Source organism: Bradyrhizobium sp. 179 (genome assembly GCF_023073535.1).
In the GTDB taxonomy this organism is placed as follows: domain Bacteria; phylum Pseudomonadota; class Alphaproteobacteria; order Rhizobiales; family Xanthobacteraceae; genus Bradyrhizobium.
The window spans coordinates 66619-86543 of the sequence record NZ_JADPJR010000033.1; the positions used below are offsets into that span (position 1 = coordinate 66619).

Here is a 19925-nt window from a genome sequence, read left to right on the forward strand (position 1 = left end):
TCTGTTAATCCTATCTGTCTATTGAAGGCTTTGGCGTCGTGTTTGTACGGGTGGGTAGTATTGGATACTCGATCTTAGGTAGCCGCCCGGTAAGCGAATTCAGAAACGCCACAATGTCGTTTTCTTCCCCGTCGCTAAGCTTGGCGCCGAGCTGGATTTCACTCATCAGGCCAACAGCTTGCTTTAGGCTCCAAACCTGGCCCGAATGGAAGTAAGGGGCTCGCAAAGCAACGTTCCGCAACGGCGCCGCGCGGAAGACATATTCGTCGCCGACCGCCTTGGTGACCGCGAATCGGCCCTTATCGGCTTTCGGAAGCAGGGTTGCGTCCGGCTTCTTCATCACGCCGAACTGGAAGTAGGCCTGTCCACCGACATTGATTCCATTGTGGCAAGAGGAGCATCCCTTCTCCATAAACAGCGCCAACCCTGACTTCTGCTGATCATCGAGAGCATGTGTATTGCCCTCCAAATACTGATCGAACGGGGCCGCAGGTGTGATGAGGGTGGCTTCAAAAGCCTCGATTGCCTTCGCAAAGTTTTCAAAGCTGACCGGGCTCGCCTCGTTCGGGAAAGCATTTTTGAACAAGACGACATAGCTGGCCATTGAGTTCAAAGTGTCGAGCACATGATCCGGAGTCGCATTCATTTCGGCGCTCGCCTGCACAGGGCCAGTTGCTTGCGCCTTGAGGTCCGCGGCGCGTCCGTCCCAGAATTGCGCCGCATTGAACACCGCGTTGTAGACGGTTGGGGCCCGACGTAGGCCGACCTTCCAGCCGTGACCGACTGAGGTCGGACCGGCATCGACTCCGCCGCTGCCGAGATTGTGGCACGTATTGCAGCTAATGATCTCGCTTGCCGATAGCCGCGGATCGAAGAACAGAATCTTGCCAAGCTCGACCTTTTCATGCGTGACTGGATTGTCCTTTACCGCAGGAATGACTGAGGGGATCGGATGGAAGATCTGCCTGGCAGTTCTCATCAGATCATCGTCCGCGCTAGCTCCTGACGACATCAGCAGCCCAATCGCCAAAACAGATGCTTCAGCGACAAGCCGAAGCTCCCGGATCGATTTGTTCATACACCCGCCTCATCAGTTCTGATTGAATCAAGGAAACAGTCGAAAGCGATGCCACACTCTGTTCCCTCAACGGGCCGGCGCAGCATGCACCGGATCCTGTGAAGCGAGGCTGCATCAAATGTTCGATTTCGAGGTGCTCGCTGCCGGCGCTCGCCCAAGAGGCTTTAAGCCGTTATTTGATTCGCGAGTTCGCTTTGAGCTTAGATCACGACCCTTGGTAGATCAGACTAGCGCCTCAACCTTCGGAATGACGGCCGATCTGACAACAACAAGCGTGCCGAAAAAGGATAATCTGTCCGGTGGCCGCATCGGTTCTCCATTGAGCGATTGGGTGGCCAATACGCTCCAGCGAAGTTGATCTATCCGTGTTGCACCGCTGGTCGCGCTCAGCGCTCACGGTGCCGCTGGACAATAGCAACCCCCATGCCAGTTGCATCTGACATGCAAGCTGCTGATTTAGTTACCAAACGAATCCGGGCTACCGAACAACGTCGGATGTCTTGTTTTGATGAATACATCCAGTGTCACAGATGCGACAAGCGCCAGTCCCGGCTAGACATCATCGCACAGAAAGCTTTGTGATGAGATCCAATCGCCAGGCTTGCCGGCCACACGTGCGACGGCGGTACAAAGATCTACGCTGGCCTACGGCGAGACACTGAGCCGAGGCGCCCGGCGGTGCGCATCGCTCACGATTTCGCCTCGCCCTGCCAACTGAAGGCTCTCCGACCTCATATCCGGGCCGGCTCTTTGCGCGCCGCCGCCGAAATCCCACTCGTTTGTAACAGACGAGCCCCGAAGCCTGACATGGCTTGTCTGGGTTCGCTGGCATGGCAGTCGCCGGTGTCAAAACTGTTACCCAGAGTATGACGGTACGACCGTCCGATTTACTCGGATACTCCCATTCGACACCAGCTTAAGTCCGGCCTGACACCTGATCGGGCCGCCTGTGGGTTGGGATAAGAACCATTTCGACCCACTCACGGCCGAGTGGCAGCTTTTGAAATCCTGCGCGCTGATCGCAAAAATCGCTGAACTTCTGCAGAAGCAATTGTCACTTCGTGCTCTTGCGTTGAAAAGACTTCGGTACAAGAGGACATGTTGGTAGGAGATCTTTACATCATGTCCGCAGATGGCCACGTCGTGAGATCTCATCGGCATCTTACCGAGGGAACGACGTGATTGACCAATTGTCCATGGCTGGTTCAAGTTAAATATGGTGTCCGTGATGGCTTCAATTGACGATCGATTGAATGAGATCCGAAACGTGCGGAATGACATTTGGCGCTGTCGAAGAAAGCTTAAAAGCGAGCTAAGTGATCTCGAGCGTAAGGTTCTCGAAGATCGCCTGCTTGAGCGGCAATCTGCCTTTGAACGGCTCCTAGCGACCACGTTTCCTTTTGCATTGACACTGTCAAGCAAAATTCGGGACCTGCCGCGGGTCATTGGCGCGCAAAATGGCGTCGGCTCATAGAACGCATGCGCGTCAGAAACGTAGGCTCCGTCGCCGCGGACCGCCGCGCTCATCATGGCCGCCGCTGAACTGAAATGCGCCGGTCCTCGGCCTTGGTTCACCGATGTGCTGGCCCGCGGCGCACCGTGAGCGTCGATAATGAAACCGTTCGGGCCGCCCATCCAGGACCACGGCTGGGGGACACCGATTGCGCCGTTGTCCGCGAAACCGCGCTCACCATGAGTAGCTTTCATCCGACAGAGCGATCGAAGAAGCTTGAATCGGCCGTAGCGTCAGATTGTACAGAGCAGGCGAACGATACTCCAGACTAGGTGTGGCCGAATGAGAAGACCCGTTATCGCTTTTGTATTATGTTCCGCTCTCGAGTTGCTCGGGCTAAGCACGGGCGCGGTTGCGGACACAAGGCGGTACGCGTGCACGATCACTGCCGCCGATAGGGATCCGGCCGGAGTTCGGAACGAGCGGGTCATTCTCACGGTTCAATATGGCTGCCGGATCGCGGATGGTCTCTCGAGGGACGCGGGGATTACAGCAGTGTCGGTCAGCGAGTGGGCTGCTGATAAAGGAACGTACCTAGCGTCCCTGGAATTGCACCGCGCGCTGGAGGGAGTTGCAATTGGGCAACTCTCCGAAGCGACGGGCTTCTCTAGCATGGAAGGCGAGGAAGGCATTGCGGTCGCAACTTCCGGCACGACAGTATTCAAGTTCGCATCTGGCTCATTGGCAGCCCTTTCAGGGAAGACCCTTAAATTCACCACCAAACTTACTGGCCTACGTAGCTTCGAATTGGAGTTCACGGATTGGCCAGAATCTCTTTTTTGGAAGTGACTCGTGTCTCACGCTGATTTCCGCGAGCGCTCGGGCGGACGAGCCGCTGTCGCCTCTTAACTCCACACGATGAATGCCGCTCCGGCCTGTGTGCCGTCCTCAAAGACGAGCACACCGCAACAAAGGTTGAGCCCAAACTCCGAAGGCACTTAAAGGCGCTAGACTACTTCCCAGCGCACATTAGGTCGACGCAGCCTGAATTCAGAGTCGGCCGGTCGGCGGAAAACTGCAAGGTCGAACGGGATCAGCGCTTGACTTGTTAGGCTGCCATTGATTCATTCCTATGAATCATTCGTGAGCGAACCGTTAAAGCGCGCGACAAGCTCGTTGGCAAGCTGCCGGCCACCGGCGAGTTGCTGCGCGGTTCGTAGCTGGAGCGCACCGTCCGACATACCAAAGGCTGTTCTAAATGCGCGCGCGGCGAAGGGCACCGGGTGTTCGTGCTCACCGTGACATACGCCGGCGGCCGCACGCAGCAGTTCAGCGTACGTCACGAACGGGTCGCCGAGGTTCGTCGCTGGCTCGACAAATATCAGAAGCTGAAGCAGGCGATCGAGGGCATCTGCCAACTCAATCATGAGCTGCTACGTCCAGAGCCGCATCGAAGGCGCGCGGGGCGGCGAGATGATTGAGATGCGGCGGGCGCAACTCAGCTTTGGCGATGGGCTGATCGCCTAGCAAGTGAGTGATCTTCGCGAAGAGTGGATGCAGCACGCCGATCAGATGCTGGCGAACGAGCAGATCGTGGCCGCGGTGCACGAAGCACTAGCGAAGCGGTGCCCGAAGAGCCGCAGTCGTGGTCGGCTCGGCACGATCGCAACCACCAGGTCAAGCTGAGGCGCGTGCCGCGGCTGATGGCGACTGACGCCGGGTTCTACTCTGCCAGGAACGAGGCCGCTGCGAGAGCAATGGGGTCAAGGGGTATGCATTCCCAATCGATCGAGCAAAAGCCCTGAGCCGCAAGCGCGAACAGAAGAAGCGCTGGTTCCGCGATGGCCAAAAATGGCGCACGCGATGTGAGGGACGCATCAGCGTGGTTAAGCGGCGAAACGGTCTCAATCGATGCTGACAGAAGGATGACGCCGGAATGCAGCGCTGGGTCGCCCTCGTCGTGATCTCAACCTCGTCAACATCGGCTGGACGATGAGCAGGCGAGCCGCTCCGTACACCTCGCCCCCATCATTGCTCGCTTCAGACCCCCGCCGTCCACCCGGCCGGGTTTGTTTTGGTCCATGCCTTGGCCAAAGGCTGGAAAACATCAATTTCGCGCCGGGAAGTAGACAAAAGTGGGCTATCCACGGGCACTATTTGCCGAACGGAGAATATGCGATGAACCCTCAACGCGAAATTGAGGGTAGCCCGCACTGATCGAGCCGCTCTAGCGGTGTCCGTCTGGAGGGCCTCGCGCTCATCAGCAGACCGCCCTCGTTGTCGCTGCACTCGGTGCCGGCTTCGGCTCATCGTGTCACGCTTCCGCAAGCGGCGATAGAAAAAGTCGACGCGCGCCCAATCAAAGTGCCGAATTGCGTCGTGGCGTGTCTGACCGAGATGCTGAAGCGAGCTGCAACTGGACTGCCGAATGACAAGAACGGGGCCATTGTAGAACGCCGACCCCTTTACCCCGAACGACGAAGGGCCACGAGCTTGCGCCTTTAAGGCTATCGCGGGTTGAGAATCGATCAGCCCCACATGCTCTCCACGAGATCGGTGTCGCCACATTAGAGCGCGTCTCCACGAGATCAACTGGAATGACGAGCGAAGCGAAAGATCGCGCGTAAGTGAAAGAAAGCGTTCTGCTGACAACTGAGTTCTCTTAGTCTTCCGGAAGAGATGGTGCAGCTCAATCACCACTTTCTTACGTTCGCAAACACCATGCGCGCATCTACGTGCGCTGAAGTCCATCTCGAACCGATGGTGTTTGCGATCGCTCGATGGGTGCGCCAAGCAAAGCTGCCGCACCGGAGTGACGTCGGCGCGCGGGGAAGAATTTAGCCATCTCGCTGGCGGAGAGCGCAAGTGATTGTTTTGTTTCAGACAGGGCTTTAGCGGGTAAGCCTGTCGGTGCCACGCAGGGTCAGTTTTATAACAATCCGCATCCTAGCAGCTATCTAGCTCTACAGACGTGAGTTTTTGTATTCAACCACCGCTGGCACACTCGTTGCAGACCCTCGCGCAACAGGCGGCTGTTAGCCCTTTGCATCGACATGCAGAGGGGCAGGCCGCCCCCCTGATGGCACGCGAGCGAGTAAAGAAGCCGATATGACCAATCGCTGGAGGGCAGGCATGACATCACCGAGACGCGTCTTGGTCAGCGATTCCGTCGACAAATCAACAGCGTCACGCATTGTGCTCGCAAGCGCTTAGCCGAGATGAGCTGCAACATCCAGATCGGCCGCTGGATCCGGAAGCCCGCGAAGTTGCGTTCGGTAGGACCGGCCATGGAGATTTGCACGCTTTACACCTCAACGCCGGATCGGAAATCCGTCGATCTACCGGAAAAGCGTCGCTTCTTCATTTGAGACGACAATGGAAAGGAAATTCGTGTGAGCCGAGCAACTACCGAAAGCGTCGCAGAGATCAAGGCGCGCAACAAGCAGCTAATTGATGAGGTGTTGAAGGTCTACCCAGAGAAGACCGCCAAAAGGCGCGCCAAGCATCTGAGTGTTCACGAGGCGGGAAAGTCGGATTGTGGCGTCAAATCCAATATCAAGTCCATTCCGGGCGTAATGACCATCCGCGGCTGCGCCTACGCGGGCTCCAAGGGCGTGGTCTGGGGGCCGATCAAGGACATGATCCACATCAGTCACGGTCCGGTCGGCTGTGGTCAGTACTCATGGGGCTCGCGGCGCAACTACTACGTCGGCACGACCGGCATCGACACGTTCGTGACACTGCAGTTCACTTCCGATTTCCAGGAAAAGGATATCGTGTTCGGCGGAGATAAAAAGGTCACAAAACTCATCGACGAGCTGCAGGAGCTGTTTCCTCTCAACAGGGGCATTACCATTCAGTCCGAATGTCCAATTGGTTTGATCGGTGACGATATCGAGGCAGTCTCCAGAGAAAAGTCAAAGCAATATGGCGGCAAAACCATCGTGCCTGTGCGGTGCGAGGGTTTTCGTGGAGTGTCACAATCGCTCGGCCATCACATCGCGAACGACGCCGTTCGAGATTGGATCTTCGACAAGAGCGCCCCAGAAGCCAGCTCTAAATTTGAGCCGACCCCATATGACGTCGCCATCATCGGTGACTACAACATCGGCGGCGACGCCTGGTCGTCACGGATCCTGCTCGAAGAAATGGGCCTGCGCGTCATCGCCCAGTGGTCCGGGGATGGATCTCTCGCTGAATTGGAGGCGACGCCGAAAGCGAAGCTCAACATATTGCATTGCTATCGCTCGATGAACTACATCTCACGGCACATGGAGGAAAAATTTGGGATTCCCTGGTGCGAGTACAACTTCTTCGGGCCTTCCAAAATCGCGGAGTCGCTGCGCAAAATTGCAAGCTTCTTCGATGATAAGATCAAGGAGGGCGCCGAGCGCGTCATCGCGAAATATCAGCCGCTGGTCGATGCGGTGACCGCGAAATACCGGCCGCGGCTCGATGGCAAGACCGTAATGCTGTTCGTAGGCGGCCTACGTCCTCGCCACGTCATCGGCGCGTATGAGGACCTCGGCATGGATGTTGTCGGCACAGGCTATGAGTTCGGTCACAACGACGACTATCAGCGCACCGCCCAGCACTACGTCAAGGACGGCACGCTGATCTACGACGATGTCACCGGCTACGAATTCGAGCGCTTCGTAGAAAAGATCCGGCCCGATCTCGTCGGCTCCGGTATCAAGGAAAAATACGTCTTCCAAAAAATGGGCGTGCCGTTCCGCCAAATGCATTCCTGGGACTACTCGGGTCCTTACCACGGTTATGACGGCTTCGCGATCTTCGCCCGAGACATGGATATGGCAATCAACTCCCCGATCTGGGGGAAGACCAGCGCACCTTGGAAGGACGCTCCGCGGCCGAGCCTCATGGCGGCGGAATAGGAAAGCCGACGCTCGGGCCCTTTCTTCCGCAGAGGAGGGAAGGGCAGGAGAACGAACACAAGAACCTGAAGAGTGCCATGATGACACAGAACGCCGAACACATCCTCGACCACTCTGAGCTTTTCCGGGGAGACGAATACCAGCAGATGCTGGCCAATAAGAAGGCGCTATTTGAGAATCCGCACGATCCCGCCGAAGTCGACCGTATCAGAGAATGGTCCAAGACGCCCGAATACCGCGAGAAGAACTTCGCCCGCGAGGCGCTAACTGTTAATCCGGCGAAGGCCTGCCAGCCGCTAGGTGCGGTGTTCGCCGCGCTCGGGTTCGAGCGCACACTGCCGTTCGTCCACGGCTCCCAGGGTTGCGTCGCGTATTATCGCAGCCATTTGTCGCGGCACTTCAAGGAGCCGACCTCGTGCGTCTCCTCGTCCATGACGGAAGACGCGGCTGTGTTCGGGGGGCTCAACAACCTGACCGACGGGCTTGCCAACAGCTACAACATGTACAAGCCGAAGATGATCGCGGTCGCCACGACCTGCATGGCGGAAGTCATTGGCGACGACCTCAACGCCTTCATCAAAACATCAAAGGAAAAAGGTTCAGTCCCCGCGGACTACGACGTACCATTCGCTCACACTCCTGCATTCGTCGGTAGCCACATTACTGGCTACGACAACACGCTCAAGGGCATCCTCGAGCATTTCTGGGATGGCAAAGCCGGCACGGCGCCTAAACTCCAGCGCAAAGCGAACAACTGGATCAACTTCATCGGTGGCTTCGATGGCTACACTGTCGGAAACATCCGTGAGATCAAGCGCATCTTCGAGCTGATGGGGATCGGCTACACGATCCTCGCGGATAACAGCGATGTGTTCGATACCCCCACCGACGGCGAGTTCCGCATGTATGATGGCGGCACCACACTAAAGGATGCCGCGAACGCAGTCCATGCGAAGGCAACCATTTCCATGCAGCAATATTGTACGGAGAAGACGTTGCCCTTCATCAAGGTGCACGACCAGGAGGTCGTCGCCTTCAATCACCCGCTGGGTGTCAGCGCCACGGACGATTTCCTGATGACGCTGTCGCGTATCACCAACAAGGCAATTCCCAATGCGCTGGAGCGGGAGCGCGGGCGTCTGGTAGACGCAATGGCTGACTCTAGCGCGCATGTTCACGGCAAGAAGTTCGCGATCTACGGCGATCCCGACCTCTGCTATGGCCTGGCCGCATTCTTGCTGGAGCTTGGCGCTGAGCCGACGCACGTGCTCTCGACCAACGGAAGTAAGGCCTGGGAGCAGAAGATGCAGGCGCTGTTCGCGAGCTCGCCGTTCGGTAAAAACTGCCGCGCCTTCCCGGGCAAGGATCTCTGGCACATGCGTTCGCTCCTGTTCACAGAACCAGTCGATTTCCTGATCGGTAACACCTATGGCAAGTATCTCGAGCGTGACACTGGAACGCCGCTAATCCGCATCGGGTTTCCCATCTTCGATCGCCATCATCACCATCGTTATCCAGTGTGGGGCTATCAGGGTAGCATGAATGTGCTGGTCAAGATTCTCGACAAGATCTTTGATGAGATCGATCGAAAAACCAGCTCAGTTGGCAAGACAGACTACAGCTTCGACATCATACGTTGAGGCGAGCGCCCCGCCTCATTGTCCGCAGGAACAGCGGCGCTGTGGCGGGGATCCCGGGTTATCCGCCGGACCATCCTCTTGGTCTGTGCGAATGTCTTGACATCCCCGAAAGAGACGCCATGACTTCGCTTCCCACGACCATACAGGACGTCTTTAACGAACCGGGCTGCGCCAGGAACGCGAGCAAGTCGAACGTCGAGCGCAAGAATGGATGCACCAAGCAGCTGAAGCCGGGCGGCGTCGCCGGTGGGTGTGCCTTCGATGGCGCCAAAGTCGCACTGCAGCCCTTCACCGATGTTGCCCATCTTGTGCATGGTCCAATCGCCTGTGAGGGCAATTCCTGGGACAATCGCGGTTCCGCCTCCTCCGGCTCCGATCTGTGGCGCAGAAGCTTCACCACAGATATGAGCGAGACCGACATCGTGTTCGGCGGCGAGAAGCGGTTGTACAGGGCAGTCAAGGAGATCACAGAGAAATACGACCCGCAGGCCATCTTCGTCTACCAGACATGCGTGCCCGCAATGATCGGTGACGACATCGATATGGTCTGCAAGGCGGCCTCCGCCAAATTTGGCAAACCGATCATTCCCATCAATGCACCGGGATTTGTGGGGTCGAAGAACCTTGGCAACAAGCTCGCGGGCGAAGCACTGCTGGAGCACGTCATCGGTACCGGAGAGCCCGATTACACCACTGCGTATGACATCAACATCATCGGCGAATACAACCTGTCCGGCGAACTCTGGCAGATCAAGCCGCTGCTCGATGAGCTCGGAATCCGGGTCCTGTCGTGCATCTCGGGGGACGGCAAGTATCGCGAGGTCGCTTATTCGCACCGAGCCAAAGCCGCGATGATGGTCTGCTCAAAGGCAATGATAAACGTCGCACGCAAGATGAGGCAGCGCTACGGCATCCCGTTTTTTGAAGGCTCGTTCTACGGTATTGAGGATTCCAGCGATTCACTGCGCCAGATCGCGCGCATGCTGATCGAACGCGGCGCGCCGGCTGAGCTGATGGAGCGCACGCAAGCCCTGATCGCACGCGAAGAGACCAAAGCCTGGGCTGCGATTGAACGTTTCAAACCACGCTTTGCCGCCAAGAGGGTTGTTCTCATCACCGGTGGCGTGAAATCCTGGTCGATGGTGGCCGCTTTGCAAGAGGCCGGGCTCGAGATCGTCGGCACGTCCGTGAAGAAATCGACCAAGAAGGACAAGGAACGTATCAAGGAATTAATGGGCCAGGACGCCCACATGATCGAGGACATGTCGCCTCGCGAGATCTACAAGATGCTGAAGGACGCAAAAGCCGACATCATGCTCTCCGGCGGCAAGTCGCAATTCGTCGCACTAAAGGCGGCGATGCCGTGGCTCGATATCAACCAGGAGCGCTGCCACGCCTACATGGGGTATATCGGGATTGTCAATCTCATGGAGGAGATCGAGAAAGCGCTCTACAATCCGATATGGGATCAGCTCCGCCAACCCGCGCCATGGGATGAGTTCGACCGGAAGCGTCAGGCAAGGACAGTTGCGCAGATGTATGCGCAAGCCGCTGATCCAGTTCGGGACGCGAGCAAGAACGGCGTCAATACGATAAGTTCCTCCAATGAAGGTGAGGCCGGCGGTGGTGAGAGCGCGATTGAGGCGCATGGCCCGAATCTCGCCAAGCCCGCCAGGACGTGGCCGTGCACCAATTCCACCGCACGGTGCGTTGCTTGTAAGGACATTTGTTCCGATCTGCAGCCCCCGGCACTGCAGGCGGCGGAGTAGGGGAACGACATGGCGATCGTCACGACCTCGAAGAAAGCCTGTTCGGTCAATCCGCTCAAAATGAGCCAGCCGATCGGCGGCTCATTTGCCTTCCTGGGCCTGCGCGGCGCGATGCCGCTTTTGCACGGCCCGCAAGGTTGCACCTCCTTCGGGCTGACGCTGTTCGTGCGCCATTTCAATGAAGCCGTGCCGATGCAGACGACCGCCATGAGCGAGGTTGCCACCGTGCTCGGTGGCCACGAGAATCTCGAACAGGCGATCCTCAACATCTACAATCGGGTCGAGCCCGAGATCATTGGCATCAATTCGACTGGCGTCACCGAGACCAACGGCGATGACGTCGAAGCCTTCATCCGGTTGATCCGACAGAAGCATCCGAAGCTCGAAAAGCTCCCCCTTGTCTACGTCTCGACCCCGGATTTCAAGGATGCCTTTCAGGATGGCTGGGGCAAGACAGTGGCGCGGATGATCGAGGTGCTTGTGGCTCCGGTCGACACAGCGAGACCGCGCGATATCTCCCGCGTCAACGTACTACCTGGTTGTCACCTCACGCCCGGCGATCTCGACGAGCTTCGCACGATTTTTGAGGATTTTGGGCTCAAGCCCTCGTTCCTGCCGGACGTTGCCGGTTCGCTGGACGGTCACATCCCCGACGAATTCACGCCTACCACGATCGGGGGCATTGGAGTGGACGAGATTGCGACCATGGGGCAGGTGGCCTGGACGATCGCGATCGGCGCACAAATGCGCCGTGCGGCCGAGGCCATGCAGGTGCGGACAGGCACGCCGTTCCGCCTGTTCGAGCGGCTCTGTGGCCTTGTCCCAAATGACGAATTCATCGCCTTCCTGAGCCAGATCAGCGGCCGGTCGGTGCCCTGGAAATATCGCCGGCAGCGTGGACAGCTGGCAGACGCCATGCTGGATGCACATTTCCATATCGGCGGCCGCAAGCTCGCGATCGGCGCCGAGCCGGACTTGTTATTCGATCTCTCCAGCTTGCTCCACGAAATGGGCGCACAGGTAAGTGCTGCGGTGACGACGACGAACTCACCGGTGCTCCAGCGGGTCAGGACCGAGGACGTCCTGATCGGCGATCTGGAGGATCTTGAAGAGCTTGCCAGGTCGCGTGACTGCGACCTCTTGATGTCGCATTCACATGGCCGCCAGGCCGCTTCGCGACTCAATGTCCCGTTCTTCCGGGTCGGCTTTCCGATGTTCGATCGCGTTGGCGCTGCGCACCTCACGATCGCTGGCTATCGCGGCACGCGCGATCTGATCTTTGACATCGCCAATCTGATCATCACCGACCGCGAAGCCAACCATGGGCCGACGTCCGACACCTGGCGATCAACCTGCGGCGGGCCGCAGGCCAATCCGCCCCAGTTGCATTGAGCAGGTAGAGAAAACAACCCGGATGAAAGTTGCATTCGCCACTCAGGACTTGAAGCACGTCGATGCCCACTTCGGCTGGGCCAAGAACATCGCGATCTACGAGGTGGACCCGGACGGGCATCGGTTTATTGAGGCGATCCAGTTCGACGGGGACCTCACCGAAGACGGCAATGAGGATAAGCTCGCGCCGAAGATCGAGGCGATCAGGGAGTGCGCAATCCTCTATGTTGCGGCGATTGGCGGCTCGGGTGCTGCGCGAGTCGTCGCCAGGAACATCCATCCCATGAAGGTGCTGCAGCCAGAGCCCATCCACGATCTTTGCGTCAAACTCGAAACCGTGCTGAAGGGGTCGCCGCCGCCCTGGCTGCGGAAGCTGCTCACCAAAAGCCGTGAACGTACGCTGGATTTCGAAGCCTGAAGGAACAAAGATGGCCGATCCGTCTGAAGTCACTCCAGCCGCCGCCGCGGCGGAGGGGCCATTTCTGAAAGAGCTCATCAAGATCTGGCGCGCCCAGGACACCCACTGCGCCTGGGAGGGCAAAACGGATCTCGAGCTGCTCGAACCCTACGTTCTCGACAAGCGCAAGCGCCGTGCGCTGCCGATCGTCGGCAATCCCGACCCGGACACGACATGGCGGCTGGAGCTGTTCTTCGACGCCGTTGCGCTCTCGATCGAGAAGGCGACCGGTGTGATGATCTCGCCAATGCTGAAGATGCATCACGAAGGGTTCGGTCGGATCGTGCTGATCGGCGGCCGGCTCGTTGTCGTGAGCAAGCACCTGCGCGACGTGCATCGCTTTGGTTTCGACCATCTCTCTGATCTCGCCAATCAAGGCGACAAATTCGTCAACAGTGGCGTTCAGATGATCCGTAAGTTCCCGGAAGTGGCGAGTTGTTGAGGCAAGTGTGAGCGACATCGAAATTCTGAAAGCGGAAATAAAGAAGCTGTCGGCCAAGGCGGCTCAGGCCAAGATGGACCTCCACGACCTCTCCGAGGAGCTGCCGGTCAACTGGTCGTCGATCCTGAGCGTGGCCCAGAAGGCCCACGCTGCCTTCAGCGAGCTCGAAAGCAAACGCCAATATCTCCAGGCGCTGGACAAAACATAACGGACGGTTAGCCATGTCATTCAGGACCCGCGACGGTCGCAATTGGAGGCCGGACTACCTGGTTGCTATTGATCCCAAGAAGTGCATCGGCTGCGGCCGCTGCTACAAGATCTGCGGCCGTGAGGTCATGACGCTGAAGGGGCTAAGTGAGGGTGGCGAGATCATCGATCTCGACGAGGACGACGATGAGCTCGAAAAGAAGGTCATGGTGCTGAAGGACGAAGGCGCTTGCATCGGCTGCAGCGCCTGCGCCCGGGTGTGCCCAACAAACTGTCAGACCCACACACCACCTGGTTGACTTAGCTTTCTCCGACGAGATCGACGAGCCAGTTGTCAGATAGTAGCTGGTAGGGAACGCCCAGATCCTACCTGTTCTGGCGTGAAGCCGGCAGTTTCCGAATCGGCCGCGACCTCGCATGGGCCCCGGCGGCGAAGGCCGGCAGGATCGTGAAAACGACAACGCCGACACCGTCGTTGAAGAGTGCCTCGCCCTGCATCTCGACCTTTCAGGTGCCTTTACATTTTGAGCGTACCCATGACCGCCACCGCATCGGTCAGGCTGATGAGCGCGCCAAACACCAGCGCCCAGGACAGCGGCAGCGACTGACCAAGGAGACCAGCGGCCTGCCAGAATAGAAAGCCACTACGGCGCGGCTTACCAATGTTGCGAGATCGACGTGGAGCGCTCCCGCGAAGAGCTAGAATTCTAGCATCCCGTTCATGACGACCGACGTGAAGTCGATCTGGAGCACTGTCTTTGTTAGCGCTTCGAACAGATGCTGTTCTGGCAACGAACGCAGAGATCCCGCGTTTACCTGACGCTTCTAGCTCGATCGCAAGGCTCGCGAATAGTGATGACGAAACAGTGGATCAGCATACCGTAAACCCTGTGCAAAAAAGCGGGCTTCGTGCCCCAACCATTTATTGGGAACGGCGTGCGTGGATCTCATCATGGCTTGGCTGCAACAGCGGCGAGAGGCCGGATATACTAAGCAACTGGAATCGTCATTCAGGAGAACTGATAAAGAAGGTGTCGCCGGTCTGACGTCTGATGACTATCCGACACTGTTCTGTCGCCTTTGTTGGTCCGCGACACCGGCCTATTTCGCCGAGCTCTTGTCTGGCCGCAGGCTAATCCGCTGAAAAGCAATCACAATCTTTTCTTCTGCTGGGTCGGCCAAATTGGCACGAGTTTTGAAACCCTTCGTTGCGAGCTGGGAGCCGCCGACCGACCTTCATTTCGTGGATGACATCGCGATCGATGGAGCGAAGAAAGAAAAGCAAAATGGCAAATCCGCATCAGATAGCATTCTATGGGAAGGGGGCCTCGGCGAAATCGCCCCCTAACAAACAGGCTCGCCGCCCGCACTACTGCATCGTCGTGGCGCTGGCCAGGCTTGAACTCAAGGTGGTGTTCGGTTCGATCTTCCAGCGCTTTCCCGCGCTGCGCCTGGCCGTGGCGCCCGAAGGAGCGAAGTTGCGCAAGGAGATCATCACTGGCGGGTTCGAGGGGTTCCCGGTGCTCTGGTGATGCTCGGACGCCGCCGGGAATCGCGATGTTCTCCGCAATTTGCCGGCGCGCCTGGCGCGCGCCGATCAGATCAGCCAGCCAACAGGTAACCAAGATGGACGTGCAAGAAACCACGGCAGCATGCCGGGACGCCTTCGCCGAACTGGCGTCGCCAGCGCGCATCCACGACCCGTATCCGTTTATGCACTGGTTGCGCGAGCACGATCCCGTGCATCGCGCGGCGTCGGGCCTCTTTCTGTTGAGCCGCCACGCCGACATCTACTGGGCGCTCACGGCCACGGGCGATGCGTTTCGGGCACCGGCGCCGGGCGAACTGGCGCGCCACTTCCCGCGTGCGGCGACCAGCCTATCACTCAATCTGCTGGCGTCTACACTAGCGATGAAGGACCAGCCGACGCATACGCGTCTGCGCCGGCTGATCTCGCCCGATTTCACCATGCGCCAGATCGACAACCTGCGGCCGAGCATCGCGCGCATCGTCGCAGCGCGCCTGGATGGCATGGCGCCCGCGCTGGAGCGCGGGGAGGCGGTGGACCTGCATCGGGAATTCGCGCTGGCCTTGCCCATGCTGGTCTTGGCCGAACTGTTCGGCATGCCCCAGGACGACATGTTCGGGCTCGCCGCCGTCATCGGCCCCATTCTGAAAGGCCTGGGCCCGCACGCCAGCGACCCCCAGCTCGCCACGGCGGACGCGGCCAGCGCCAGGGTGCAGGCCTACTTCGGCGACCTCATACAGCGCAAGCGCACCGATCCACGCCACGACATCGTGTCGATGCTGGTCGGCGCACACGACGACGATGCCGACACGCTGTCGGATGCGGAGTTGATCAGCATGCTTTGGGGCATGCTGCTGGGCGGCTTCGCAACCACTGCTGCGACCATCGACCATGCGGTCCTGGCGATGCTGGCGTATCCCGAACAGCGGCACTGGCTTCAGGGAGACGCCGTGGGGGTGAAGGCATTCGTCGAAGAAGTCCTGCGCCGCGACTCGCCCGTCATGTTCAGCGCCACTCTGCGTATCGCCCAGCGCGACATCGAATTGGGCGGCGTGGTGATCCCGAAGAACGCGGACGTGCGCGTGCTGATCGCGGCCGGCAATCGCGACCCGGACGCCTTCGCCGATCCCGACCGCTTTGATCCCGCGCGGTTCTACGGCACCAGTCCTGGCATGTCGACCGACGGGAAGATCATGCTGAGCTTCGGCCACGGCATCCGCTTTTGCCTCGGTGCGCAACTGGCCAGGGTGCAGTTGGCCGAGAGCCTGCCGCGGATCCAGGCGCGCTTCCCCACGCTGGCATTGGCCGAGCCGCCGACGCGGGAGACCTCCGAGTTCCTTAGGACGTTCCGCGCGCTGCCGGTGCGGCTGCATGCGCAGGGGGGCTGAGATGCGCATCTTGGTCGACCAGGATATGTGCGCAACCAGCGGGCAGTGCGTGCTGACGCTGCCGGGCACCTTTCGCCAACGCGAACCCGACGGCGTGGCCGAAGTGTGCGTGGCGACGGTCCCGCAGGCGCTACACGCCGCCATGCGACTCGCGGCCAGCCAGTGCCCGGTCGCCGCCATTCGGGTCATCGAAAGCGACGATGGTGATGACGAGTGCGCCAGCGTCGACCCTGCGCCTTCTCCTGCGGAGGCCGAGCGACATGCCGCGAAAGACCAACGCAATCCAGGAGGACACGGTGGCACGGTTTGAAGGCAAGGTGGCCGTAGTGACCGGCGCCGGCGCCGGCATTGGCAAGGCATGCGCCCTCGCCATCGCACGCGAGAGCACCAGAGTGGTGGTGGCCGACATTGATGGCTCGGCGGCGATCGCCTGCACCGCGCAGATCGCGGCCGAAGCGGGCCACGCGCTGGCCCTGGCCATGGACATCGCCGATGCGCAGGCGGTTTCAGCGCTGCTCGAGACGGCGGAGCGGCACTTCGCTGGGGTCGACCTGCTGGTGGAGTGACATGCATCTGACCCCGCGCCACCGTGCGATCCTCGACCTGGACCTGGCGGCCTGGGATCAGACCATGGCGACCAATCTGCGCGGCATGCTGCTCTGCTGCCGGCAGGCCATATCGCCCGCGGCGGTGGCGCGATCGTCAACATGTCGTCGTGCCAAGGGCTCAGCGGTGACACCGCGCAGACGTCCTACGCCGCGTCGAAGGCGGCGATGAAAATGCTGTCGGCCTCGCTCGCTACCCAGTACGGTCATGCGCAGATCCGCTGCAACGCGATTGCGCCGGGTCTCGTCATGACGGAGCGTCTCCTCGCCAAGCTGCACGAGTGCATGCAACGGCATCTGCGCCGGCACCAACTCCTGCCGCGCGTCGGCTGGCCCGAGGGACGTGGCCGCGCTGATGGCATTCCTGCTCTACGACGATGCTGCGTTCATCACCGGCCAGGTCGTGTGCATCGACGGCGGCATGCTGGCGCATGTGCCGACGTACGCCGACGATGGCAACAGCCGCGCCGCGCGGCCTGCCGGCACACCGCCGAAGCGGCCGCGGCGCCGCGCTGCTGATGGACATGCTGCTCAACCCGCTGGACCGTCGGCACCGGCTGCGGCACGACATCCCGGTCGTGCCCGGCGCGTTCCCCCTGGTCGGGCATCTTCCCGCCATCGTCTGCGACCTGCCGCGCCTGCTGCGGCGCGCGGAACGGACGCTGGGCAGCCACTTCTGGCTGGATTTCGGCCCTGCCGGACACCTGATGACCTGCGTGGATCCGGATGCGTTCGCACTGCTCCGGCACAAGGACGTGTCCTCGGCGCTGATCGAAGAGATCGCGCCCGAATTGCTTGGCGGAACGTTGGTTACCCAGGACGGCGGCGCGCACCGGCAGGCGCGCGATGCGATCAAGGCGGCGTTCCTGCCCAAGGGGCTGACCCAGGCCGGCATCGGCGACCTGTTCGTGCCCGTCATCCGGGCACGGGTGCAGGCGTGGCGCGATCGCGGCGACGTAACCATCCTGCGCGAAACCGGCGACCTGATGCTCAAGCTCATCTTCAGCCTCATGGGAATCCCCGCGCAGGACCTGCCGGGATGGCATCGCAAGTACCGGCAAGTGGTGCAGTTGATCGTCGCGCCGCCGGTCGACCTGCCCGGACTGCCCTTGCGGCGCGGCCGCGCCGCCCGCGACTGGATCGACGCGCAGTTGCGCCAGTTCGTCCGCGACGTGCGCGCGCATCCCGCGCGCACGGGGTTGATCAACGAGATGGTGAGCGCTTTCGATCGCAGCGAAGATGCGCTCTCCGATGACGTCCTGGTCGCCAATATCCGCTTGCTGCTGCTTGCGGGTCACGACACCACTGCCTCAACGATGGCCTGGATGGTGATCGAGCTGGCGCGGCAGCCTGTGCTGTGGGACGCCCTGGTCGAGGAGGCGCAACGCGTGGGCGCGGTGCCGACCCGGCACGCGGACCTGGCGCAGTGTCCGGTCGCCGAGGCGCTGTTCCGCGAGACGCTGCGCGTGCATCCGACGGCCACGCTGCTGCCGCGTCGCGCGCTGCAGGAATTGCAACTCGGCCAACGGCGCATTCCCGCGGGCACCCATCTGTGCATCCCGCTGCTCCATTTCTCGACCTCGGCGCTGCTGCACGAGGCGCCTGATCAGTTCCGCCTGGCGCGGTGGCTGCAACGCACGGAGCCGATCCAGCCGGTGGACATGCTGCAGTTCGGTACCGGCCCACACGTCTGCATCGGCTACCACTTGGTATGGCTGGAACTGGTGCAGTTCTGCATCGCCTTGGCGCTGACCATGCACAAGGCCGGGGTGCGGCCGCGGTTGCTGAGCGGCGTCGAAAAAGGCCGGCGCTATTACCCGACCGCACATCCGTCCATGACAATCCGCATCGAATTCTCATGAGCTGGCATCGCATCCCCGTGTGGCGAGGCAGCGGCGCCGGCGACGCGCGGCATTGCTGCACTCGGCGCGTGCGCTCGGTGCGACGCCGGCAACACCGCGGCGGCTCGGCGCTCGCCGTGGCCGTGTCAGGTACAAGGACATGAACAACATGCAGACCGGTTCTACGCTACAGGACGACCGAACTGGCGTTTCCGCGCTCGGCGGATTGGGCGCGCAGGTGCGCGGCGCGTCCGGCAGGCTGCTGCCGGAGATCTGGATGCAGGACGGCGCAAAGCGGGTCGAACAGACGCTGGCGCGTCTTCTCTGCGCCGAAGACAATGGTGAGACCGAGCTGATGGCGGCGATGCGCTACGCCACCTTGAATGGCGGCAAGCGCACCCGCGCCTTGCTCTGTCTGGCTGCCGGCGCACTGGCTGACACGCCGGCGCACATGCTCGAGAACGTCGGCGCCGCCCTCGAGATGATGCATGCCTGTACCCTGGTCCACGACGACCTGCCCGCGATGGACGACGACGTGCTTCGCCGCGGCCTCCCGACCGTGCACGTCAAGTTCGGCGAAGCCACTGCGATCCTGGTCGGCGATGCGCTGCAGGCGCACGCCTTCCTGACCCTGGCGAGCCTGGATGCGCCGGGCGACAACCGTATCGCGCTCGTGCGCGAACTGGCGCAGGCGGTGTCCGCCGAGGGTGCCGCAGGCGGGCAGGCCATGGATCTGTCGCTGGTCGGAAAGCACGTCGAGCTGGACAGGATCGTGGCGATGCACCGGATGAAGAGCGGAGCGCTAGTGCGCGCGTCCGTTCGCATGGGCGCCCTATGCGCCATCGCGGAGGATGCCGCGCACGCTGCGCTGTACTGTGCGCTCGATCGCTACACCGCCTGTTTCGGCCTGGCGTTGCAGGTGGTCGACGACATTCTCGACGCGACAGCTGATACCGCGACGCTGGGCAAGACCCCCGGCAAGGACGCGGCGGCGCAGAAGCCGACCTGCGCGTCGATCATGGGGCTGCAGGCAGCGCGCCAGTTCGCGCTGGATTTGTTGCGCGACGCCGGGGAGGCCATCGCCCCGCTGGGCCCTCGTGCGGAACGGTTGGCGCAGATGCTGCAGCGGGCCAACGCGTATCTGTTCAAGCACGCGCCATGCGCATGAGCGCGCCCGTCCGCATGGAGTCGCCCCTGTGCCGCTGCGATCGCCCGGCGGCAGCGGTGCAT

16 protein-coding genes and 3 pseudogenes are annotated in these 19925 nt (G+C 60.6%); 16 read left to right on the forward strand and 3 right to left on the reverse strand.

Annotation, left to right across the window (positions count from 1 at the left end; translation table 11 throughout):
* Positions 1-10: 10 nt before the first annotated feature.
* Positions 11-1078 (reverse strand): cytochrome-c peroxidase, encoded by a 1068-nt coding sequence (locus tag IVB12_RS08070; protein ID WP_247297500.1) that lies wholly within the window; start codon positions 1076-1078, stop codon positions 11-13.
* Between the two features lie 2008 nt (positions 1079-3086).
* On the opposite strand from IVB12_RS08070, the gene IVB12_RS08075 reads away from it, so the two are divergent.
* Entirely contained in the window at positions 3087-3380 is a 294-nt protein-coding gene (locus tag IVB12_RS08075; protein ID WP_247297502.1) for a hypothetical protein, read from the forward strand.
* Between the two features lie 281 nt (positions 3381-3661).
* Here IVB12_RS08075 and IVB12_RS08080 read toward each other — a convergent pair whose 3' ends face one another.
* Together IVB12_RS08080 and IVB12_RS08085 are read right to left on the reverse strand one after the other, a co-directional pair.
* A complete protein-coding gene (locus IVB12_RS08080; RefSeq protein ID WP_247297504.1) occupies positions 3662-3958 on the reverse strand; it encodes a hypothetical protein in 297 nt (98 codons plus the stop codon).
* Entirely contained in the window at positions 3951-4139 is a 189-nt protein-coding gene (locus IVB12_RS08085; RefSeq protein WP_247297506.1) for a hypothetical protein, read from the reverse strand. The genes IVB12_RS08080 and IVB12_RS08085 overlap by 8 nt, the downstream gene beginning before the upstream one ends.
* Before the next feature lie 62 nt (positions 4140-4201).
* Here IVB12_RS08085 and IVB12_RS08090 point away from each other — a divergent pair.
* The 15 genes and pseudogenes from IVB12_RS08090 to IVB12_RS08165 form a co-directional block, all read left to right on the forward strand.
* A pseudogene (locus tag IVB12_RS08090) lies at positions 4202-4527 on the forward strand (ISNCY family transposase); the annotation flags it as partial.
* Positions 4528-5923: 1396 nt separating this feature from the next.
* Positions 5924-7426 (forward strand): nitrogenase molybdenum-iron protein alpha chain, encoded by a 1503-nt coding sequence (nifD, locus tag IVB12_RS08095; protein ID WP_247297508.1) that lies wholly within the window; start codon positions 5924-5926, stop codon positions 7424-7426.
* Between the two features lie 80 nt (positions 7427-7506).
* Entirely contained in the window at positions 7507-9066 is a 1560-nt protein-coding gene (nifK, locus tag IVB12_RS08100) for a nitrogenase molybdenum-iron protein subunit beta (protein WP_247297583.1), read from the forward strand.
* Between the two features lie 119 nt (positions 9067-9185).
* Positions 9186-10835: a nitrogenase iron-molybdenum cofactor biosynthesis protein NifE gene (gene nifE, locus IVB12_RS08105; RefSeq protein ID WP_247297585.1), complete on the forward strand. Its 1650-nt coding sequence runs from the start codon at positions 9186-9188 to the stop codon at positions 10833-10835.
* Positions 10836-10844: 9 nt separating this feature from the next.
* Positions 10845-12227, forward strand: a complete 1383-nt coding sequence (gene nifN / locus IVB12_RS08110; RefSeq protein WP_247297510.1) for a nitrogenase iron-molybdenum cofactor biosynthesis protein NifN — start codon at positions 10845-10847, stop codon at positions 12225-12227.
* Positions 12228-12249: 22 nt separating this feature from the next.
* Positions 12250-12645, forward strand: a complete 396-nt coding sequence (gene nifX / locus IVB12_RS08115) for a nitrogen fixation protein NifX (protein ID WP_247279038.1) — start codon at positions 12250-12252, stop codon at positions 12643-12645.
* 10 nt (positions 12646-12655) lie between these two features.
* Positions 12656-13126: a NifX-associated nitrogen fixation protein gene (locus tag IVB12_RS08120; RefSeq protein ID WP_247279039.1), complete on the forward strand. Its 471-nt coding sequence runs from the start codon at positions 12656-12658 to the stop codon at positions 13124-13126.
* 7 nt (positions 13127-13133) lie between these two features.
* Positions 13134-13334, forward strand: coding sequence for a CCE_0567 family metalloprotein (locus IVB12_RS08125; protein ID WP_247297512.1), 201 nt, complete (start codon positions 13134-13136; stop codon positions 13332-13334).
* A 13-nt stretch (positions 13335-13347) separates the two neighbouring features.
* Positions 13348-13632: a ferredoxin III, nif-specific gene (gene fdxB, locus IVB12_RS08130; protein WP_247279041.1), complete on the forward strand. Its 285-nt coding sequence runs from the start codon at positions 13348-13350 to the stop codon at positions 13630-13632.
* Positions 13633-14697: 1065 nt separating this feature from the next.
* A pseudogene (locus tag IVB12_RS08140) lies at positions 14698-14865 on the forward strand (cytochrome); the annotation flags it as partial.
* Between the two features lie 94 nt (positions 14866-14959).
* Positions 14960-16249, forward strand: coding sequence for a cytochrome P450 (locus tag IVB12_RS08145; RefSeq protein ID WP_247297515.1), 1290 nt, complete (start codon positions 14960-14962; stop codon positions 16247-16249).
* Position 16250: 1 nt separating this feature from the next.
* Positions 16251-16559 carry a ferredoxin gene (locus tag IVB12_RS08150; protein ID WP_247297517.1) on the forward strand — a complete coding sequence of 103 codons (309 nt, stop codon included), beginning with the start codon at positions 16251-16253 and terminating at the stop codon, positions 16557-16559.
* Positions 16560-16575: 16 nt separating this feature from the next.
* Positions 16576-17118: pseudogene (locus IVB12_RS08155) on the forward strand (SDR family NAD(P)-dependent oxidoreductase); the annotation flags it as partial.
* 254 nt (positions 17119-17372) lie between these two features.
* On the forward strand, positions 17373-18716 hold the full coding sequence (locus tag IVB12_RS08160) for a cytochrome P450 (protein ID WP_247297519.1): 1344 nt from the start codon (positions 17373-17375) through the stop codon (positions 18714-18716).
* A gap of 148 nt (positions 18717-18864) precedes the next feature.
* Positions 18865-19863, forward strand: coding sequence for a polyprenyl synthetase family protein (locus IVB12_RS08165; protein WP_247297587.1), 999 nt, complete (start codon positions 18865-18867; stop codon positions 19861-19863).
* Positions 19864-19925 lie beyond the last annotated feature (62 nt).

Coding starts and splice junctions, on each gene's coding strand:
- IVB12_RS08070 (WP_247297500.1), bottom strand. CDS start 1,078: ATGAACAAATCGATCCGGGAGCTTCGGCTTGTCGCTGAAGCATCTGTT.
- IVB12_RS08080 (WP_247297504.1), bottom strand. CDS start 3,958: ATGATTGAGTTGGCAGATGCCCTCGATCGCCTGCTTCAGCTTCTGATA.
- nifK (WP_247297583.1), top strand. CDS start 7,507: ATGACACAGAACGCCGAACACATCCTCGACCACTCTGAGCTTTTCCGG.
- nifE (WP_247297585.1), top strand. CDS start 9,186: ATGACTTCGCTTCCCACGACCATACAGGACGTCTTTAACGAACCGGGC.
- nifN (WP_247297510.1), top strand. CDS start 10,845: ATGGCGATCGTCACGACCTCGAAGAAAGCCTGTTCGGTCAATCCGCTC.
- nifX (WP_247279038.1), top strand. CDS start 12,250: ATGAAAGTTGCATTCGCCACTCAGGACTTGAAGCACGTCGATGCCCAC.
- IVB12_RS08120 (WP_247279039.1), top strand. CDS start 12,656: ATGGCCGATCCGTCTGAAGTCACTCCAGCCGCCGCCGCGGCGGAGGGG.
- fdxB (WP_247279041.1), top strand. CDS start 13,348: ATGTCATTCAGGACCCGCGACGGTCGCAATTGGAGGCCGGACTACCTG.
- IVB12_RS08145 (WP_247297515.1), top strand. CDS start 14,960: ATGGACGTGCAAGAAACCACGGCAGCATGCCGGGACGCCTTCGCCGAA.
- IVB12_RS08150 (WP_247297517.1), top strand. CDS start 16,251: ATGCGCATCTTGGTCGACCAGGATATGTGCGCAACCAGCGGGCAGTGC.
- IVB12_RS08160 (WP_247297519.1), top strand. CDS start 17,373: ATGGACATGCTGCTCAACCCGCTGGACCGTCGGCACCGGCTGCGGCAC.
- IVB12_RS08165 (WP_247297587.1), top strand. CDS start 18,865: ATGCAGACCGGTTCTACGCTACAGGACGACCGAACTGGCGTTTCCGCG.